General features: G+C 35.6%; 20 protein-coding genes. 18 read left to right on the top strand and 2 right to left on the bottom strand.

Annotated features, from left to right (window positions below; all coding sequences use genetic code 11):
* Window positions 1-18: 18 nt before the first annotated feature.
* The 18 genes from FGK96_RS06995 to smpB all read left to right on the top strand — a co-directional run bounded on the left by FGK96_RS06995 (window position 19) and on the right by smpB (window position 14,502).
* A complete protein-coding gene (locus tag FGK96_RS06995) occupies window positions 19-591 on the top strand; it encodes a uracil-DNA glycosylase family protein (protein WP_138082583.1) in 573 nt (190 codons plus the stop codon).
* Window positions 592-684: 93 nt separating this feature from the next.
* Window positions 685-1,182 (top strand): rRNA maturation RNase YbeY, encoded by a 498-nt coding sequence (gene ybeY / locus FGK96_RS06990; RefSeq protein ID WP_138082580.1) that lies wholly within the window; start codon window positions 685-687, stop codon window positions 1,180-1,182.
* A complete protein-coding gene (locus tag FGK96_RS06985) occupies window positions 1,163-1,564 on the top strand; it encodes a diacylglycerol kinase family protein (protein WP_138082577.1) in 402 nt (133 codons plus the stop codon). The genes ybeY and FGK96_RS06985 overlap by 20 nt, the downstream gene beginning before the upstream one ends.
* A 21-nt stretch (window positions 1,565-1,585) precedes the next feature.
* Entirely contained in the window at window positions 1,586-2,485 is a 900-nt protein-coding gene (era, locus tag FGK96_RS06980) for a GTPase Era (RefSeq protein ID WP_003082670.1), read from the top strand.
* A 135-nt stretch (window positions 2,486-2,620) separates the two neighbouring features.
* Window positions 2,621-3,097, top strand: a complete 477-nt coding sequence (locus FGK96_RS06975; RefSeq protein ID WP_138082575.1) for an NUDIX hydrolase — start codon at window positions 2,621-2,623, stop codon at window positions 3,095-3,097.
* Between the two features lie 181 nt (window positions 3,098-3,278).
* A complete protein-coding gene (locus FGK96_RS06970; protein WP_138082573.1) occupies window positions 3,279-3,668 on the top strand; it encodes a hypothetical protein in 390 nt (129 codons plus the stop codon).
* Window positions 3,669-3,721: 53 nt separating this feature from the next.
* The gene (locus tag FGK96_RS06965) at window positions 3,722-4,513 is read left to right on the top strand and encodes a hypothetical protein (RefSeq protein ID WP_138082571.1); all 792 of its coding nucleotides are present in this window, start codon (window positions 3,722-3,724) and stop codon (window positions 4,511-4,513) included.
* A gap of 602 nt (window positions 4,514-5,115) precedes the next feature.
* The gene (locus FGK96_RS06955; RefSeq protein WP_138082566.1) at window positions 5,116-5,748 is read left to right on the top strand and encodes an ATP-binding cassette domain-containing protein; all 633 of its coding nucleotides are present in this window, start codon (window positions 5,116-5,118) and stop codon (window positions 5,746-5,748) included.
* Window positions 5,749-5,851: 103 nt separating this feature from the next.
* Window positions 5,852-6,163, top strand: a complete 312-nt coding sequence (locus FGK96_RS06945; protein WP_232045809.1) for a bacteriocin immunity protein — start codon at window positions 5,852-5,854, stop codon at window positions 6,161-6,163.
* Window positions 6,164-6,622: 459 nt separating this feature from the next.
* A complete protein-coding gene (gene mutM / locus FGK96_RS06940) occupies window positions 6,623-7,444 on the top strand; it encodes a DNA-formamidopyrimidine glycosylase (RefSeq protein ID WP_138082564.1) in 822 nt (273 codons plus the stop codon).
* Window positions 7,441-8,028: a dephospho-CoA kinase gene (gene coaE / locus FGK96_RS06935; RefSeq protein ID WP_138082562.1), complete on the top strand. Its 588-nt coding sequence runs from the start codon at window positions 7,441-7,443 to the stop codon at window positions 8,026-8,028. The genes mutM and coaE overlap by 4 nt, the downstream gene beginning before the upstream one ends.
* Window positions 8,029-8,368: 340 nt before the next feature.
* Window positions 8,369-9,868 (top strand): helicase HerA-like domain-containing protein, encoded by a 1,500-nt coding sequence (locus FGK96_RS06930; protein ID WP_138082560.1) that lies wholly within the window; start codon window positions 8,369-8,371, stop codon window positions 9,866-9,868.
* A gap of 126 nt (window positions 9,869-9,994) precedes the next feature.
* Window positions 9,995-10,288 (top strand): MFS transporter, encoded by a 294-nt coding sequence (locus FGK96_RS10710; RefSeq protein ID WP_420031104.1) that lies wholly within the window; start codon window positions 9,995-9,997, stop codon window positions 10,286-10,288.
* Complete coding sequence (locus tag FGK96_RS06925) at window positions 10,257-11,171, top strand: MFS transporter (protein ID WP_420031113.1); 915 nt, start codon at window positions 10,257-10,259, stop codon at window positions 11,169-11,171. The genes FGK96_RS10710 and FGK96_RS06925 overlap by 32 nt, the downstream gene beginning before the upstream one ends.
* Window positions 11,168-11,314 carry a 50S ribosomal protein L33 gene (gene rpmG, locus FGK96_RS06920; protein ID WP_077323081.1) on the top strand — a complete coding sequence of 49 codons (147 nt, stop codon included), beginning with the start codon at window positions 11,168-11,170 and terminating at the stop codon, window positions 11,312-11,314. The genes FGK96_RS06925 and rpmG overlap by 4 nt, the downstream gene beginning before the upstream one ends.
* Before the next feature lie 45 nt (window positions 11,315-11,359).
* Window positions 11,360-11,596 carry a preprotein translocase subunit SecG gene (gene secG, locus FGK96_RS06915; protein WP_138082558.1) on the top strand — a complete coding sequence of 79 codons (237 nt, stop codon included), beginning with the start codon at window positions 11,360-11,362 and terminating at the stop codon, window positions 11,594-11,596.
* An 87-nt stretch (window positions 11,597-11,683) separates the two neighbouring features.
* Complete coding sequence (gene rnr, locus FGK96_RS06910) at window positions 11,684-14,032, top strand: ribonuclease R (RefSeq protein ID WP_138082556.1); 2,349 nt, start codon at window positions 11,684-11,686, stop codon at window positions 14,030-14,032.
* A 2-nt stretch (window positions 14,033-14,034) separates the two neighbouring features.
* Window positions 14,035-14,502, top strand: a complete 468-nt coding sequence (smpB, locus tag FGK96_RS06905) for an SsrA-binding protein SmpB (RefSeq protein WP_138082554.1) — start codon at window positions 14,035-14,037, stop codon at window positions 14,500-14,502.
* Between the two features lie 62 nt (window positions 14,503-14,564).
* Here smpB and FGK96_RS06900 read toward each other — a convergent pair whose 3' ends face one another.
* A complete protein-coding gene (locus FGK96_RS06900; protein ID WP_138082552.1) occupies window positions 14,565-14,945 on the bottom strand; it encodes a VOC family protein in 381 nt (126 codons plus the stop codon).
* Window positions 14,946-14,958: 13 nt separating this feature from the next.
* Window positions 14,959-15,624, bottom strand: a complete 666-nt coding sequence (locus FGK96_RS06895) for an NAD(P)H-dependent oxidoreductase (RefSeq protein ID WP_138082550.1) — start codon at window positions 15,622-15,624, stop codon at window positions 14,959-14,961.
* Window positions 15,625-15,782: the final 158 nt, after the last annotated feature.

Genomic DNA, 15,782 nt, shown 5'->3' with positions numbered 1-15,782 from the left:
AATGAAAGGAACGTTTTTATGGATAAGATTTTTAAGGCCATTATGGATGATACAGATAATCAAAAATATACTGAAAAAGGAATCGAACCTCTTTATTCTGCCCCTAAGAATGCTAAGATAGTTATTGTGGGACAAGCACCAGGCATAGTCGCTCAGGAAACCAAGCTTTTTTGGAATGACCGCAGTGGGTTAAAGCTCAGACAATGGTTAGGAGTAGATGAGGAAACGTTTTATCATTCTGAAAAGTTTGCCATTTTGCCCATGGATTTTTATTATCCCGGTAAAGGTAAGGGGGGTGATTTGCCTCCCCGTAAGAACTTTGCTCAGAAGTGGCACCAGCCATTGCTTGACCTTTTACCAAACGTTGAACTAGTCATTTTAGTAGGACAGTATGCTCAAGCCTACTATTTAGGAAAGACAAAAAAGGAAAATCTGACAGAAACTGTCAAAGCATATCAAGATTACTTACCAAGGTTTTTCCCTTTAGTTCATCCTTCTCCACGAAACCAGCTTTGGTTAAAGAGGAATCCTTGGTTTGAAGAAGAAGTAGTACCTGTCCTTCAAGAAAAAGTCGCTAAACTCCTTAAATAGAGAACTTCTTTGAGACTGTCATAGTGACGATATTCCCATTTTCATCTTTCTTATGGTATAATGAAATGGTAAAAGCAATTGAAAGAAGAATCTATGTATATCGAGATGATTGACGAAACGGGACTTGTTTCGCAAGAGATTATGGAGCAAACAAAAGATTTGCTTAACTTTGCCGCTAGAAAAACTGGAAAAGCTGAAAAAGAAATGTCTGTTACCTTCGTTACTAATGAACGAAGTCACGAGCTCAATTTGGAATATCGTGATACAGATCGTCCTACTGATGTTATTTCTTTAGAATATAAACCTGAAAGGCCCATTCTTTTTGATGAAAGTGATCTAGAAGATAATCCAGACTTGGCAGAAATGCTGGCAGAATTTGACGCATATATTGGGGAACTTTTTATATCGATAGATAAGGCTAGAGAACAAGCACAAGAGTATGGTCACTCCTTTGAAAGAGAAATGGGCTTTCTTGCTGTCCATGGATTTTTACACATTACTGGTTACGACCACTACACGCCAGAAGAAGAAAGAGAAATGTTCACACTACAGGAAGAGATTTTGACTGCTTATGGCCTTACAAGACAATAAATCCCAACGTAAATGGAAAAATAGAACTGTCACCTCTAGCTTAGAGTTTGCTTTAACAGGAATAGTGACAGCAATTAAAGAAGAACGTAATTTGAAAAGTCACTTGCTATCTGCTTTAATAGCGACAATTGCTGGTATCTTCTTGGCTATTTCAGCAACTGAGTGGCTATTCCTTTTTCTAGCGATTTTTTTAGTCATTGCCTTAGAGATTGTTAACTCTGCTGTAGAAAACGTAGTGGATTTAGCTAGTGAATATCACTTTTCTATGTTAGCCAAAAAAGCTAAAGATATGTCAGCGGGGGCTGTTTTAGTCATGTCACTATATGCTGTCATCACGGGACTCATTATTTTTGCCCCCAAGCTATGGGCACTTATTTTTTAATTATCAGAAAACGGAGAAAATATGTCATTTAAATCAGGTTTTGTTGCTATCCTCGGCCGACCAAATGTCGGGAAATCGACCTTTTTAAACCATGTTATGGGCCAAAAAATTGCCATTATGAGTGATAAAGCGCAGACAACCCGTAACAAAATTATGGGTATCTATACAACTGAGCAAGAACAAATTGTTTTCATAGATACTCCAGGAATTCACAAACCTAAAACAGCCTTAGGCGACTTCATGGTCGAGTCTGCATACAGTACCTTAAGAGAAGTCGATACCGTTCTCTTCATGGTCCCAGCAGATGAAAAGCGTGGAAAGGGCGACGAGATGATTATGGAACGTCTTAAAAATGCCAAGATTCCCGTTATTCTTGTCATTAATAAAATTGACAAAGTCCATCCAGATCAACTCTTAGAACAAATTGATGACTTTAGAAGTCAAATGGATTTCAAGGAAATTGTTCCAATCTCAGCTTTAGAGGGTAACAATATTCCAACCCTAATGTCATTATTAACAGACAACTTAGAAGAGGGTTTCCAATATTTCCCAGCTGACCAGATAACAGATCACCCAGAACGTTTCTTAGTCTCAGAAATGATCCGTGAAAAAGTGTTACACTTAACACAACAGGAAATCCCCCATTCAGTCGCAGTAGTGATAGAATCCATGAAACGTGATGAGGACACCGATAAAGTCCATATCCGTGCAACCATCATGGTTGAACGTGATAGTCAAAAAGGAATCATCATCGGTAAACAAGGGGCCATGCTCAAGAAAATCGGCAAAATGGCCCGCCGTGACATCGAACTCATGTTAGGTGACAAAGTCTACCTAGAAACATGGGTCAAAGTCAAAAAGAACTGGCGCGACAAAAAACTAGACCTAGCCGACTTTGGTTATAATCAGAAAGAGTATTAAAAATATCTAGTGAACTTTGTAGGGGCGAGCCTTGAAATTTCAAATCGATAATATTACTATATTAGTCAAAAATTGAAAATAGAAGTTACCTCTAAGTCAAGCTGGCTCAGAGGTATTTCTGTATATGGAGCAAAAATGGGAAAAGATTATATATCCTATCTGCGGTCAAAAGTTGGTCATGATAAAGTCATCATGACCTTTGCAGGTGGTATTTTAGAAAATGAACAAGGACAGATATTACTCCAGCTAAGAGGAGATAAAAAGACATGGGCAATACCAGGTGGGGCCATGGAATTAGGTGAGAGCACTGTGGATACTTGTCAAAGAGAATTTTTTGAAGAGACTGGCATTCCAGTTGAGGCAAGCCGTTTTCTTAACGTCTACAGCAATTTTAGCGAAGTATACCCCAATGGTGATCAAGTCCAAACAGTTGTCTTTTTGTATGAAGTTAAAGCAAAGTCGAGTATAGAAATTACCGATTTTAGTAACGAAGAGACTCTAAAATTAAAATATTTTTCGAAAAATGACATTGATACTTTAGATAACTTATCTGATAAACACAAACTTATGTTAGAGGAGTTTTTTGATAGTAGTTTTAAATTAGGGTGGTAAAGTTATAAGAAGCACTGTTAGTAGGCTGTGCTTTTTTATGTTGAAATTTTTGTCTTATAGTCAAAAAAATAGATTCATGATAAAATAGATTTCACTCATTTAAATGATAAAAAGCTAATTTTATTAAATTTTTTCGGATTTATAGTTAAGGGGATAACAAATCATATACGGAGGAAAAATAATGAAAAATCGAAAAATAAAGAGTTTAATAGTTTTAGCTAGTATATTTATTTCAACATCAAGTGTATTTGCTGGAACAAGACAAATTGGACAATTATCACATTTTCGAATTACACCTAGTTTTACTGGAACAGGCTACCTACAGAAAATGAATGATAGTTATTATGTTGTTAACTTGTTATCGAAGAATCCACAAATAAGAGTGAAGCATTATCTTGCAAATTCGCAAGGTGTTAAAAGAAGCGATATTGATACGACCTGGACTGGTCAGAGAGGTGTTTATACGAGCTTTGCGAAAGGTAAGTATATCTATAATTTGAACTTAGCTAGAGAAAATTTTTGGGATAAAGGATTCTTTATTGACGGAAGTTGGTCTCCAGATTCAAAATAAACTGATTTAGAAAAAAATATATTTGTTATTCCCAAAATTTTTAAGGAGAAGAAATGATTTCGCTAAAATTATTGCCATATAAAAAAACTTATCTATTGATCTGTTTACTGTTTTTTCTATTAATATATAATCAAGCATTCAATCATATCTTGTTTTTTGATGACAGTGCCGCTGATATTGCCAAAATTCAAGGAGAATCGGTAAAGCTAAAAATATTTTATGGACTTTTATCTTTGAATAATACCCTTTTTGAGTATAATTTTTTCCAATCTTTTTTGTTCCCCTTGCTAATTATTTTTATTGGAAAAGCTTATCATTACCTTAAAAATAGGTATTGTCGCTATTATTTGGGCAGGACGCAATACTATTATCTCACAATAAAAAAACTAAAGATTATTTTAGCCATATTAAGTGTATTTATTTTTACAATTATTTTAGCCTTTATCATTACTGTATCTAAAGGAGTTGGCAGATTTGATTTAAGTGGAATTGAATATTATTTTAATAACAATTCCATTCTTTCTTTTTTTGGAACAAATACCATTAAATATCTGATTTATTATTTTTTAGTGAAGTCTTGTGCACTTTTAGCAGAGTCATTCTTAATATTTTATATTATTGATTATTTAAATTATTTTACGAAATCTGCACTAGTTTATCTTCTATTTATGTGGGGAACTGCACCAATTTTATATGGCTTTCTTCCCTTTTACTTAGTTCCAATGTCTCATTTGATGATTACTTCTTATGGAAATATCAATTTTTGGCAACTAACCGCATCCTATTTACCAAGTATTAGCTGTCTACTTTTCTTAACATATAAAAACCGAAATGAAATACTATAACTATTTTTATTATTTTGGCAAATCAATTGCCAGTTGGTGGGTTGTTTTCTTACTTTTAACGTATTACAATGATTTACCTATTCAGAATACGACTCAATTGGTAGAAAGTCAGTTGTTGAATCCTTTTGTTATTGTAAAAGGGCAATCACTGAGTTTTATGAGAATCATCATGGTGTTAGGTTTATCATTCATAAGTTTTTTAAATAGCATTACTTTGGTTTCAGAGATCTGTAAAGGATTTAAACAATTAGTAATGATTCATTCGAAATCGACAATTGAGTATCAATTATCATTGTTAAAACTATTAGTAAGCAACATTTATATAGAATATTTTTTATTTTTTTCAGGAATAATAGGAGTCTTGTATATAAATCGATTGCCATGGTTTAGTGTCGAATTTGGACTTTTCTTATTATCATGGTTTATCCTAGATAGTCTTGTTTATTTTTTGATACTTTATTACATTAGTGACGAAATATTTTCTATAGTTTTAATGACGATAACAATATTAATTCGATATTTTTTGTTAAAAAACATATGCTTTGCAATTGGACTTTATGTCTTACTTTATATATTTATTATTAGTTTTAGGAGGATCATTAGTGCTAGAGATAATTAAGGGATATAAATACAAAGGAAATTTTGATATATTACATAACATATCCTTAAAATTTGAAGAACATCATATTTATGGGGTGGTTGGTATTAATGGGTCAGGGAAAACCATGCTATTAAGAGCACTTTCTGGGTTAACAAGATTAGATCATGGAACTGTCATTCAAGATGGTATTAAAATTGGACAAAACAATTCAACAATCTTAAATGCAGGTTTAGTTCTAGGAAATCAAGATTTTATCAGCCATTTGACGCTAGAAGAGAACTTGAACTTGATTAAAAAAATATGCCCAAACAGTAATTGTATTGATTTAGACTACTGGATAAATCTCTATCAAATCAAAAAATTTAGGAATACACTTTATAAACATTTATCTCTAGGAACTCGAAAGAAAATGCTTCTCATTCAAGCTTTTATGGATAACCCTCATCTATTAATTCTAGACGAACCAATGAATGCACTTGACATCAAAAGTGTTGATATCACTAAAGAACTCATCAGAAAGCATAAAGAAAAAGGTTTAGTCATCATGACTTCTCATTATGAAAGTGACATAGATGATTTATGTGACACAATCTATCATGTGCAGGAAGGGAAAATAGTTTCGGAAAAATATTAAATATTTATATTTTCATAATAAAAAATGTTTAGTAGGTATCCTGATGGTGAGTGGGGATATGTTGTAACGAAAGGTAATTTTAAAGCTGTTATTGATTGGCTAAATGGCTGGATTTCGTCGCTTGGTGGAGGATATTTTAGTCCTAGGTATAAAGGTTAATACTATGAAAATAACAAAAAATGATCTGTTGATGGATGTGACAAACTTAATAATTAATCCTGCTGTTAAAGAAGGGGAAAGACAAATATTGATTACATATAAAAATAATATTGAAGAATCTCCACATTTAGAAAATAATATTATGAATTTATCAAATGAACTAAGACTATTAGCTGTAAAAAATATATCTTCAAAAGAAAAAATGAGTATATCTGTTAATGAGTTTTATAAAAAATATGTTCCTATAATGAATTAAATAAAAATAGTGCTCGTGGATTAGGGTACTTCGGAATAGTGAGGTAGAAAGTTAATGAAACTAAAAGGTTTACTACCCTTTAGCTTGACAACAATCTTATTAGTTGTTTTTGGAAATTTATAAAAAATGGATTCTTGGACAAATATGAAATTAATTCTAAGTGCTGTTATGTTTGAATTAGTCTGTTTTATCTTGTCCAGACCTAAAGAAAATGGCTATCTTTCATTTATGGTTATTAGCAGATATTTCTATTTCACAAAAATCAGGCAAGTCATCACTAAATGGGACTTGCTTTTTTCATTTCTCAGCATTCCTTTTATCGTGTTATAATGGATGTAACGATGTCATTTAGGAATTAGACGAGCTTAATCCTGTAATGATTGGAATCAATGTATAAAGAAAAAATGTTGTCATTTTAATTTTCACATAATAAAAAAATGACTTGAACAAGGAGGAATCATGCCTGAGTTACCTGAGGTTGAGACAGTTCGTCGTGGCTTGGAAAAATTAGTTATTGGGAAAGTGGTTGCATCGGTTACTGTAAAAGTACCTAAGATGATTGTTTCCAATCCTGAAACTTTTGCTAGCGATTTGATGGGTCAAGAAATTCTTTCCATTGGTCGTCGTGGCAAGTATCTGATTTTCAATTTTAGCGATTTAGTGATGATTTCTCACTTGCGCATGGAGGGGAAATACTTGCTTTTTGAGGGTGGTATTCCGGAAAATAAGCATTTTCATTGCTTTTTCCATTTTACAGACGGGTCAACTTTGGTTTATCAAGATGTGCGTAAATTCGGCACCTTGGAACTGCTAGCTCGGGAAGGGCTTGATTTGTACTTCAGTCAGAGGAAGCTTGGACCTGAACCGACGAAAAATGAATTTAAGTTAAAGGCCTTTGAGGCTGCTCTGCGATTATCCAAAAAACCAATCAAACCCTTACTTTTGGAACAGAAATTAGTGGTTGGACTGGGTAATATCTACGTGGATGAAGTTCTTTGGGCGGCAAAAGTGCATCCCTTGCGACCAGCTTCAAATTTGAAGAAGGCTGAAATGAAAAGGATTCACGATCAGACCATTATTATTTTGAATTTTGCTGTTAACAAGGGTGGTTCGACCATTCGAACGTATCAAAATACCCTAGGGATGAATGGGTCCATGCAGGATTATTTACAGGTTTATGGTCAAAATGGCAGACCTTGTCCTCGTTGTGGAACAGTCATTGAGAAAATAAAAGTTGGAGGGAGAGGGACACATTTTTGTCCTAAGTGTCAGAAACTATGACAATTATTGGTATAACGGGTGGTATTGCTTCGGGTAAATCTACTTTGGTTGAACAAGTACGCCTGGCAGGTTACAAAGTGCTTGATGCAGATCAAATTGTTCACACTTTGCAGGAAAAAGGCGGACGTTTGTATGATGCTCTTGTGAAAACTTTTGGTCCTGAGATTCTTACTGAAGATGAAGAATTGGATCGACCGAAGCTTTCACAAATGATTTTTTCAAGTCAAGAAAATCGGGAACTATCTGCTAACATTCAAAATCAGATTATTCATGAAGAATTGGAAAAAGCGAAGGATACTTTAGTAGTCTCTGAGGATGTTTTTTTTATGGACATTCCTTTGCTCATTGAATTGGGGTATCAGAACTGGTTTGATACGATTTGGTTGGTTTACGTCCCGAAAGATATCCAAATTGCTCGATTAATGGCTCGAAATCACTATTCTCGAGAAGAAGCCCTTCAGCGTTTAGCGAGTCAAATGCCTTTAGAGGAGAAAAGAGATTTTGCGGATAAGATTTTTGATAATAGTGGGAGTTTTGAAGATTTGAAAAGGCAGGTATCCGAGGCCCTTAAAAAGTTAATTTAGTAGGGCTTTACTTTAACCAATAAGTTCTTGAATAGCTACAAGTAGGGAGAATGTTACTTTTGGATTTGGTGAGACATTAGTGGCTGTTTTTATTATGCTAATTTAGATTATTCTATTAGTGGGATTAAGTGAATTAATCTTAATATTAGTACAAGTGAAATAGTTTTTAGCGCAATCAGTCTTTTTGAGATAAAATCATCTGTGTATAGATTTTTATAGCTATGTAAAAGGTATTTGGTACGAAGTGTCTGGAAAAGATTTAAGCTATTTTATGTTATAATTGGAATTATAAGAAGTTACTATGGTCTTTAAATGTTTTGAAGCGGAGAAAGAGGTTGACATGGCAACACTAACAATTGCAAAAGGGAAAACCCCTATTGAATTTCAACTAAATATGTTAAATCGGCACGGTCTGATTGCCGGAGCAACTGGTACAGGAAAAACAGTCACTTTAAAAGTTTTAGCGGAGCAATTAAGTTTGGCAGGAGTTCCTGTTTTTCTTGCTGACATTAAAGGTGATTTAAGTAATTTAGCTAAAGCTGGACAAGTCAATGATAAATTACAAAAAAGACTAGATAAACTTGAGATTGGAAATTATCAATCGCAAGCTTTTCCGGTACGTCTCTGGGATGTTTTTGGTGAAAAAGGTCTACCCGTTCGGACAACGATTTCTGAAATGGGACCCTTGATGTTAGCCCGACTTATGAATCTGAATGATACACAAACTGGTGTGTTGAATATTATTTTTAAAATTGCTGATGATCATGGATGGTTATTGATAGACTTAAAGGATCTGCAAGCGATCTTAAAAGAAGTAGCGGATCATACTAATGATTATTCAGGAAAATATGGTAATATTGCGAAACAATCCGTTGGTGCTATTCAACGTCAATTATTGACTTTGGAGCAAGAAGGAGCAAATCTTTTCTTTGGTGAGCCTGCCTTAGATTTAGCTGACTTTATTCAGTTAGATGTAGCAAGTGGTCAAGGAGCTATTAATATTCTTAACGCCACTAAACTTTTTAATTCTCCAACTCTTTACACCACTTTCTTACTATGGATGCTTTCTGAACTGTATGAGTTACTTCCCGAGGTAGGTGATCTTGAAAAACCAAAGATGGTCTTTTTCTTTGATGAAGCACATTTACTTTTCAAAGATGCTCCAAAGATCTTTTTAGATAAAGTTGAACAAATTGTACGTCTCATTCGTTCAAAAGGTGTTGGGATTTTCTTTGTGACACAAAATCCTTTGGATTTGCCAGAGACAGTACTAGCTCAGTTGGGGAATCGCATTCAGCATGCGCTTCGTGCCTATACACCAAAAGAACAAAAAGCAGTTCGAGTTGCTGCTGATACTTTTAGGCAAAATCCGGAATTAGATGTTGCAACTGTGATTACAGAGCTAGAAGTTGGAGAAGCGCTTATTTCAGCTCTTAATGAAAAAGGGCAACCAAGTATTGTTGAGCGTGCTTATATTTTGCCACCTAAAAGTAGTTTTGATTTGATGTCAGATGAGGAATTGCTGAACTTAAATCAAACTTCTCCATATCAGAACAAGTATGCTCACAGCATAGATCGAGAATCAGCTTATGAAAAATTGGCAGAAAAAGTTTCAGGTGAAGAAGCAGCTGCAAAAGAAGCGGAGCTAGCAAAGGAGCGAGAAAAGGTTGCCAAGGAAGCGGCTAAACAACAAGCTGAGGCTGATCGTGCTACACGACGGACTGTCGGTCGGCCGCGTAAGTCAGTAGTAGAAAAGGCTACAGATGCTTTTATTAGTACTACTGTAAGGACTATTGGTCGTGAATTAGTGAGGGGGCTATTGGGTTCTCTCAGAAAATAATGGATGCATTTTCAGCAAATTTTTCTTTCTTTTTTAAATTGTGTTATAATGGTCCAAGTAGATTTTGGAAAGAAGTGATGCTTTATTGATGGAAAAGTAATAGAAACTGTTAATTGGCAACAAAATTTGAAAGTAGCTTGGCTCGGTACATTTTTTACTGGGGCAAGCTTTTCGCTTGTCATGCCTTTTATGGCACTTTTTGTAGAGGATCTTGGAGTAGTAAAAAATCAGGTTGAATGGTATGCTGGTCTTGCTGTTGCTATTTCGGCCTTAGCTTCAGCTGTTTTTGCTCCGGTATGGGGGCGCTTAGCGGATCGCTATGGACGAAAGCCAATGATGGTTCGAGCTAGTTTGATAATGACCTTTACTATGGGGGGGCTTAGCCTTTATTCCAAATGTACAGTGGCTACTATTACTTAGGTTACTTAATGGTATTTTCGCTGGCTATGTTCCGAACTCTACAGCCTTGATTGCTAGTCAAGTGCCTAGGGAAAAATCAGGCTATGCATTAGGAACCTTAGCAACAGGTGTGACTGCGGGGACTCTTATTGGGCCACTAATTGGTGGTGTCTTAGCTGAAATGGTAGGGTTTCGGTTGGTATTTTTATTGGTCGGTGTTATTTTGTTAATCTGTACTATGATGACCGTTTTATTTGTGAAGGAAGATTTTGAGCCGGTTAAGAAAGCAGAAGTAGTGCCAACACGTATTATTTTGAAACGGATCAAGAGTCCTAAAATGATGACGAGTCTTTTTGTAACTAGTATGATTATTCAAATTTCTGCTCAGTCTGTTGCCCCCATTTTAGCGCTATATATTAGACATCTTGGGCAAGCTGAAAATCTCATGTTTGTTTCGGGTTTAATCGTGTCGGCCATGGGGGTATCTAGTTTACTTAGTAGCTCAATATTAGGAAAAGTGGGTGATGTAATTGGTAATCATCGTATGCTATTATTGGCTTTGCTGTATAGTTTTATCATGTATTTTTTAACAGCCTTAGCTAGAACAAGCTTGCAATTAGGTTTGCTACGGTTTGCCTATGGTTTTGGTGTAGGAGCCCTGATGCCAAGTATTAATGCCTTATTGACTTGTATGACCCCTAAGGAGGGGATTTCACGTATCTTTTCTTTTAACCAAATGTTTATGAATATTGGGCAAGTGATTGGCCCCTTTATTGGCTCGAATGTAGCAATTTTAATGGGTTACCGTTCTGTTTTCTATGTGACTAGTATAATTGTCTTGATTAACCTGATTTGGTGCACCATCAACTTTAGAAAATATATATATGTTAAGGATATTGTGTGAGAGTTAAAATTAATTTAAAGTGTAGTGAATGTGGAAGTAAAAACTATTTGACAAGTAAGAACAAGACTAATCATCCCGAAAAAATTAAGGTTCCAAAGTATTGTCCTAAGGAGAGAAAAGTAACCTTACATATTGAAACTTAGTATGAATTGTGTTAGAATTAGTGAGACTATAGTGGAGGAATGAACATGTACAACTTACTACTCACAGTATTGCTTGTTTTATCTGTTGTATTAATAATAGCAATTTTTATGCAACCTCAGAAAAATCCAAGCAGTAATGTTTTTGATAGCAGTGGTTCAGAAGCTTTATTTGAGCGAACAAAAGCTCGTGGCTTCGAAGCATTTATGCAACGCTTTACAGCAGTACTAGTCTTTTTATGGCTAGCTATCGCACTTGTGCTTGCTGTTTTATCAAGTAAATAGAGAGTGAGCTTGACAGAGTTGGTCTAGCTCATTTTTTTATGAGGCTAAGACTTGATAAAAAAGAGATAAAAATAGAAATTTGGTAGTATGAAAGAAAAAATTATGATGTATTTAAAGGAGCATGGCAAGTCAAACATTAATGATCTTGCAGCTTCTTTAGGGATGGCTGGAGCTAAAAAATTTCCTAGCCTTATAAAAGAAATATCTAAGATGGAAAGCAAGCGTCTCTTGCGTTTTTCTGATGATGGCAGTATCGCCATACGTAAACAAGGAGAAAAGAAAAAGGAAATTACTGTTCAAGGTGTTTTTAGAGCTAATAAAGCCGGATTCGGTTTCTTACAGGTCACAGATACAGAAGATGACATGTTTATCGGGAAAAACGACGTTGCTTATGCTATTGATGGAGATTTAGTAGAAGTAGTTGTTAAAAAACCAGCAGATCGGTTAAAGGGTACAGCTGCTGAAGCTAAAGTCGTTGGTATTGTTGAACGTGCTTTAAAAACAGTAGTTGGTAAATTCGTCTTGGATGATGAAAAACCTAAATATGCAGGCTATATTAAGTCGAAAAATCAAAAAGTTCAACAAAAAATCTATATTAAAAAAGAACCTGTAGTTCTTGATGGGACCGAAATCATCAAGGTCGAGATTGAAAAATACCCGACTAGAGGTCATGACTATTTTATTGCGAATGTCCGAGATATTGTTGGCCATCAAGGAGATGTTGGCATAGATGTTTTGGAAGTTTTAGAATCAATGGATATCGTCTCTGAATTTCCAGAAGCTGTGATTGCAGAAGCAAATGCTATTTCGGAGACACCAAGTGACAAAGATTTGGTAGGTCGTATTGATTTACGCAAGGAAATTACCTTTACTATTGACGGTGCAGATGCCAAAGATTTGGATGATGCTATTCATATTAAGCCTTTGGCGAATGGTAATTATGAATTAGGGGTTCATATTGCTGATGTTTCCTATTATGTGACTGAAGGCTCCGCTTTAGACCAAGAAGCTGTTGCCCGTGGAACATCTGTGTATGTCACTGACCGCGTTGTACCAATGTTGCCAGAGCGTTTGTCAAATGGTATTTGTTCTTTAAATCCAAATGTGGATCGCTTGACTCAATCAGCAATTATGGAGATTGATTCTAATGGGAAGGTTTTGAACCATCAAATTTGTCAGTCAGTTATCAATACAACTTTCCGAATGACTTACAGTGCTGTTAATGATATGTTGGCTGGTGATGAGGAGATGTTGCAAGAATATGCTGCTATTTCTGAATCTGTTGAGCATATGGCTAAACTTCATACGATTTTAGAAAGGATGCGCATTAAGCGTGGCGCCTTGAATTTTGATACTTCGGAAGCTAGAATTCTTGTTAACGAAAAAGGTATGCCTGTGGATATTGTTGTTCGTACTCGGGGAATAGCTGAGCGGATGATTGAGTCCTTTATGTTAGCAGCTAATGAATGTGTAGCCGAGCATTTTGCTCGTGGCAATTACCCCTTCATTTATCGTGTCCATGAGGAACCAAAATCAGAGAAATTACAAAAATTTATTGATTATGCTAGTATTTTTGGAATTCAGATTAAAGGGACAGCAGCTAAAATTAGTCAAGAAGCTCTACAAGATTTTATGGCTAAAGTTGATGGAAAGCCTGGAGCTGAAGTTCTTAATATGATGCTCCTTAGATCCATGCAACAAGCGCGTTATTCTGAGACCAATCATGGACACTATGGATTAGCTGCTGATTACTATACACATTTTACCAGTCCGATCCGTCGTTATCCTGACCTATTAGTCCATCGGATGATTAGAGAATATACTCAGGCAGCTGAAGATAAGCGTGATCATTTTGCGATGGTTATTCCGGAGTTAGCGTCTTCATCATCACGGTTAGAACGTCGAGCAATTGATGCAGAACGAATTGTAGAAGCAATGAAAAAAGCTGAATACATGGAAGAATATATAGGTGAAACCTTTGAGGGGATTATCTCTAGTGTTGTTAAATTTGGACTCTTTGTGGAATTGCCAAATACGATTGAAGGTTTGATTCATGTGACGACTTTGCCAGAGTATTATAATTACAATGAGCGCACAATGACTTTACAAGGTGAAAAGTCTGGCAAAGTATTTAAAGTTGGTCAAGCTATTCAGGTCAAATTAGTGAAAGCTGATAAAGAAACTGGTGATATTGATTTTGAATATCTTCCAAGTGAATTTGATGTCGTGGAGAAATTGACTAAGCCAATCAAGGATAAACGAAGAGACAGACGTCAATCGACATCTTCAGAGGAAGGCCGAAAAGGTTCCTCATCACAGCAATCAAGAGACAAAAAGAAGCAATCTTCCTCAGCTAGAAAAGGAAAAGGGCAAGCATCTTCACACAAACCATTTTATAAAGATGCTGCTAAGAAGAAAAAGAAAAGGAAAGGTTAATCATGGCAAAAGGTGAAGGAAATCTGCTAGCACAAAATAAAAAGGCAAGGCACGATTATACCATCGTAGAAACGATTGAAGCAGGAATTGTCTTAACTGGTACAGAAATTAAAAGTGTTCGCGCAGCTCGAATTCAATTAAAGGATGGCTTTGCCCAGATTAAACATAATGAGGCTTGGTTAGTCAATGTTCATATTGCTCCCTTTGAACAGGGCAATATTTGGAATCAGGATCCAGATAGAACGCGTAAGCTATTACTTAAAAAAAGGGAAATTCAACATTTGGAAAATGAACTAAAAGGTAGTGGTATGACCTTGGTTCCCTTAAAAGTTTACCTGAAAGATGGTTTTGCTAAAGTTTTACTTGGTCTTGCTAAGGGAAAACATGATTACGATAAGCGTGAAAGTTTGAAACGAAAAGAACAAGATCGTGATATTAGGCGGGTTATGAAAAGTATTAACACAAGATAATAAGAGCTCCTATTTTGGGAGCTCTTATTATCTTTTATGAGATGTGAAAGGAAAAGATTAGCCTATTTGTGATTGATATCAATCACTTCAATTTTGTAACCATCAGGGTCTTGAATGAAATAGTAAGGCGCTGATGTTGCTGTTAGACCTTTAATATCTGTGACTGGATAACCTGCCTGAACATGTTTCTCGTAATCAGCTTTGAATTGGTCAGATCCAATTGCAATATGACCATAACCGTTTCCTAAATCATAGGCTTCGTGATCATAGTTGTATGTTAACTCTAATTCGTAGTCTTCTCCCTCTAAGGCAAGGTAAACCAGTGTGAATTGTTTATCAGGAAAATCTCTTCGACGTGTTTCCTTAAAAGGAAAGGCACTAGTATAGAAGGTGATAGAGTCTTCTAGGTTTTTGACACGAATACAAGTATGTAAAGCTTTCATAGTAATCTCCTTTTTAGTCAAAATAAGTAATAACGTCTGCACGCGGTTTGCGATTTTGAGGATGTTTAGGATCTCGCAAACGATATCCTAGTGATAGCATGCTAGCAATACCTTCTTTATCAGGTTTAATGATACCATGTTTAGCCAAGATAGCATTAACCTTATCGTAATCAAAACCTTCGATTGGGCAGGAATCAATTCCTATTAAGGCAGCACTTGTCATCATGTTGCCTAAGGCAATATAGGTTTGCTTTGCTGTCCAATCAAAGAGTGCTCGGGGATTATCAGCCATTTTCATATCACGTTTTTGGAAGTCTTCATAAGTTCTTAAACGTTTTAGGATAGCTTCTTCATCCGAAATCCCTCTTCTCACCAAACTCTGGCGCATTGATTCACCGTCATAGCGAGCATTGCGTTCTGCTAGTAATAAGATAAAATGGCTAGCCGTTTCTAATTGGTATTGAGCACCCCAAGCGACCTTTTTAAGTTCAGCTTTAACTACCTCATTCGTTAAAACAACAAAACGCCAGCCTTCTAAACCCACAGAAGAAGGGCTCCGCCAAGCGGCATCTAGTATGAGATCTAAGTCTTCTTGAGGGATTTTTTGATTATTATAGACGCGTACCGCTGTGCGAAAAGTGTAACTGTCTCTAATAACTTTTTTGATGTCCTCTGTCATTTTTCACCTCCAAGCTTCTACACCATTAATGATAGCATAATGGCTTTATGAAGACAAAAATCTGATATGACATAAACTTTGCCGTTTAATAAAGGAAAAAGAATACATTTTCATTTTTGTAACCGCTTGCTAGAATGGTGATAAGAAATTAGAGGAGG

Source organism: Streptococcus porcinus (genome assembly GCF_901542335.1).
GTDB classification, from domain to species: Bacteria; Bacillota; Bacilli; order Lactobacillales; family Streptococcaceae; genus Streptococcus; species Streptococcus porcinus_A.
Note: the sequence above shows the minus strand (reverse complement) of the source record. Positions and strands in the feature narration are given on the sequence as shown.

What these genes read in the sequence shown, in the direction of transcription:
- smpB (WP_138082554.1), top strand. Translation starts at nt 14,035, where the DNA reads ATGGCAAAAGGTGAAGGAAATCTGCTAGCACAAAATAAAAAGGCAAGG.
- FGK96_RS06970 (WP_138082573.1), top strand. Translation starts at nt 3,279, where the DNA reads ATGAAAAATCGAAAAATAAAGAGTTTAATAGTTTTAGCTAGTATATTT.
- era (WP_003082670.1), top strand. Translation starts at nt 1,586, where the DNA reads ATGTCATTTAAATCAGGTTTTGTTGCTATCCTCGGCCGACCAAATGTC.
- ybeY (WP_138082580.1), top strand. Translation starts at nt 685, where the DNA reads ATGTATATCGAGATGATTGACGAAACGGGACTTGTTTCGCAAGAGATT.
- FGK96_RS06975 (WP_138082575.1), top strand. Translation starts at nt 2,621, where the DNA reads ATGGGAAAAGATTATATATCCTATCTGCGGTCAAAAGTTGGTCATGAT.
- rnr (WP_138082556.1), top strand. Translation starts at nt 11,684, where the DNA reads ATGAAAGAAAAAATTATGATGTATTTAAAGGAGCATGGCAAGTCAAAC.
- coaE (WP_138082562.1), top strand. Translation starts at nt 7,441, where the DNA reads ATGACAATTATTGGTATAACGGGTGGTATTGCTTCGGGTAAATCTACT.
- secG (WP_138082558.1), top strand. Translation starts at nt 11,360, where the DNA reads ATGTACAACTTACTACTCACAGTATTGCTTGTTTTATCTGTTGTATTA.
- FGK96_RS06930 (WP_138082560.1), top strand. Translation starts at nt 8,369, where the DNA reads ATGGCAACACTAACAATTGCAAAAGGGAAAACCCCTATTGAATTTCAA.
- FGK96_RS06965 (WP_138082571.1), top strand. Translation starts at nt 3,722, where the DNA reads ATGATTTCGCTAAAATTATTGCCATATAAAAAAACTTATCTATTGATC.
- FGK96_RS06995 (WP_138082583.1), top strand. Translation starts at nt 19, where the DNA reads ATGGATAAGATTTTTAAGGCCATTATGGATGATACAGATAATCAAAAA.
- FGK96_RS06985 (WP_138082577.1), top strand. Translation starts at nt 1,163, where the DNA reads ATGGCCTTACAAGACAATAAATCCCAACGTAAATGGAAAAATAGAACT.
- mutM (WP_138082564.1), top strand. Translation starts at nt 6,623, where the DNA reads ATGCCTGAGTTACCTGAGGTTGAGACAGTTCGTCGTGGCTTGGAAAAA.
- FGK96_RS06900 (WP_138082552.1), bottom strand. Translation starts at nt 14,945, where the DNA reads ATGAAAGCTTTACATACTTGTATTCGTGTCAAAAACCTAGAAGACTCT.
- FGK96_RS06895 (WP_138082550.1), bottom strand. Translation starts at nt 15,624, where the DNA reads ATGACAGAGGACATCAAAAAAGTTATTAGAGACAGTTACACTTTTCGC.
- FGK96_RS06945 (WP_232045809.1), top strand. Translation starts at nt 5,852, where the DNA reads ATGGCTGGATTTCGTCGCTTGGTGGAGGATATTTTAGTCCTAGGTATA.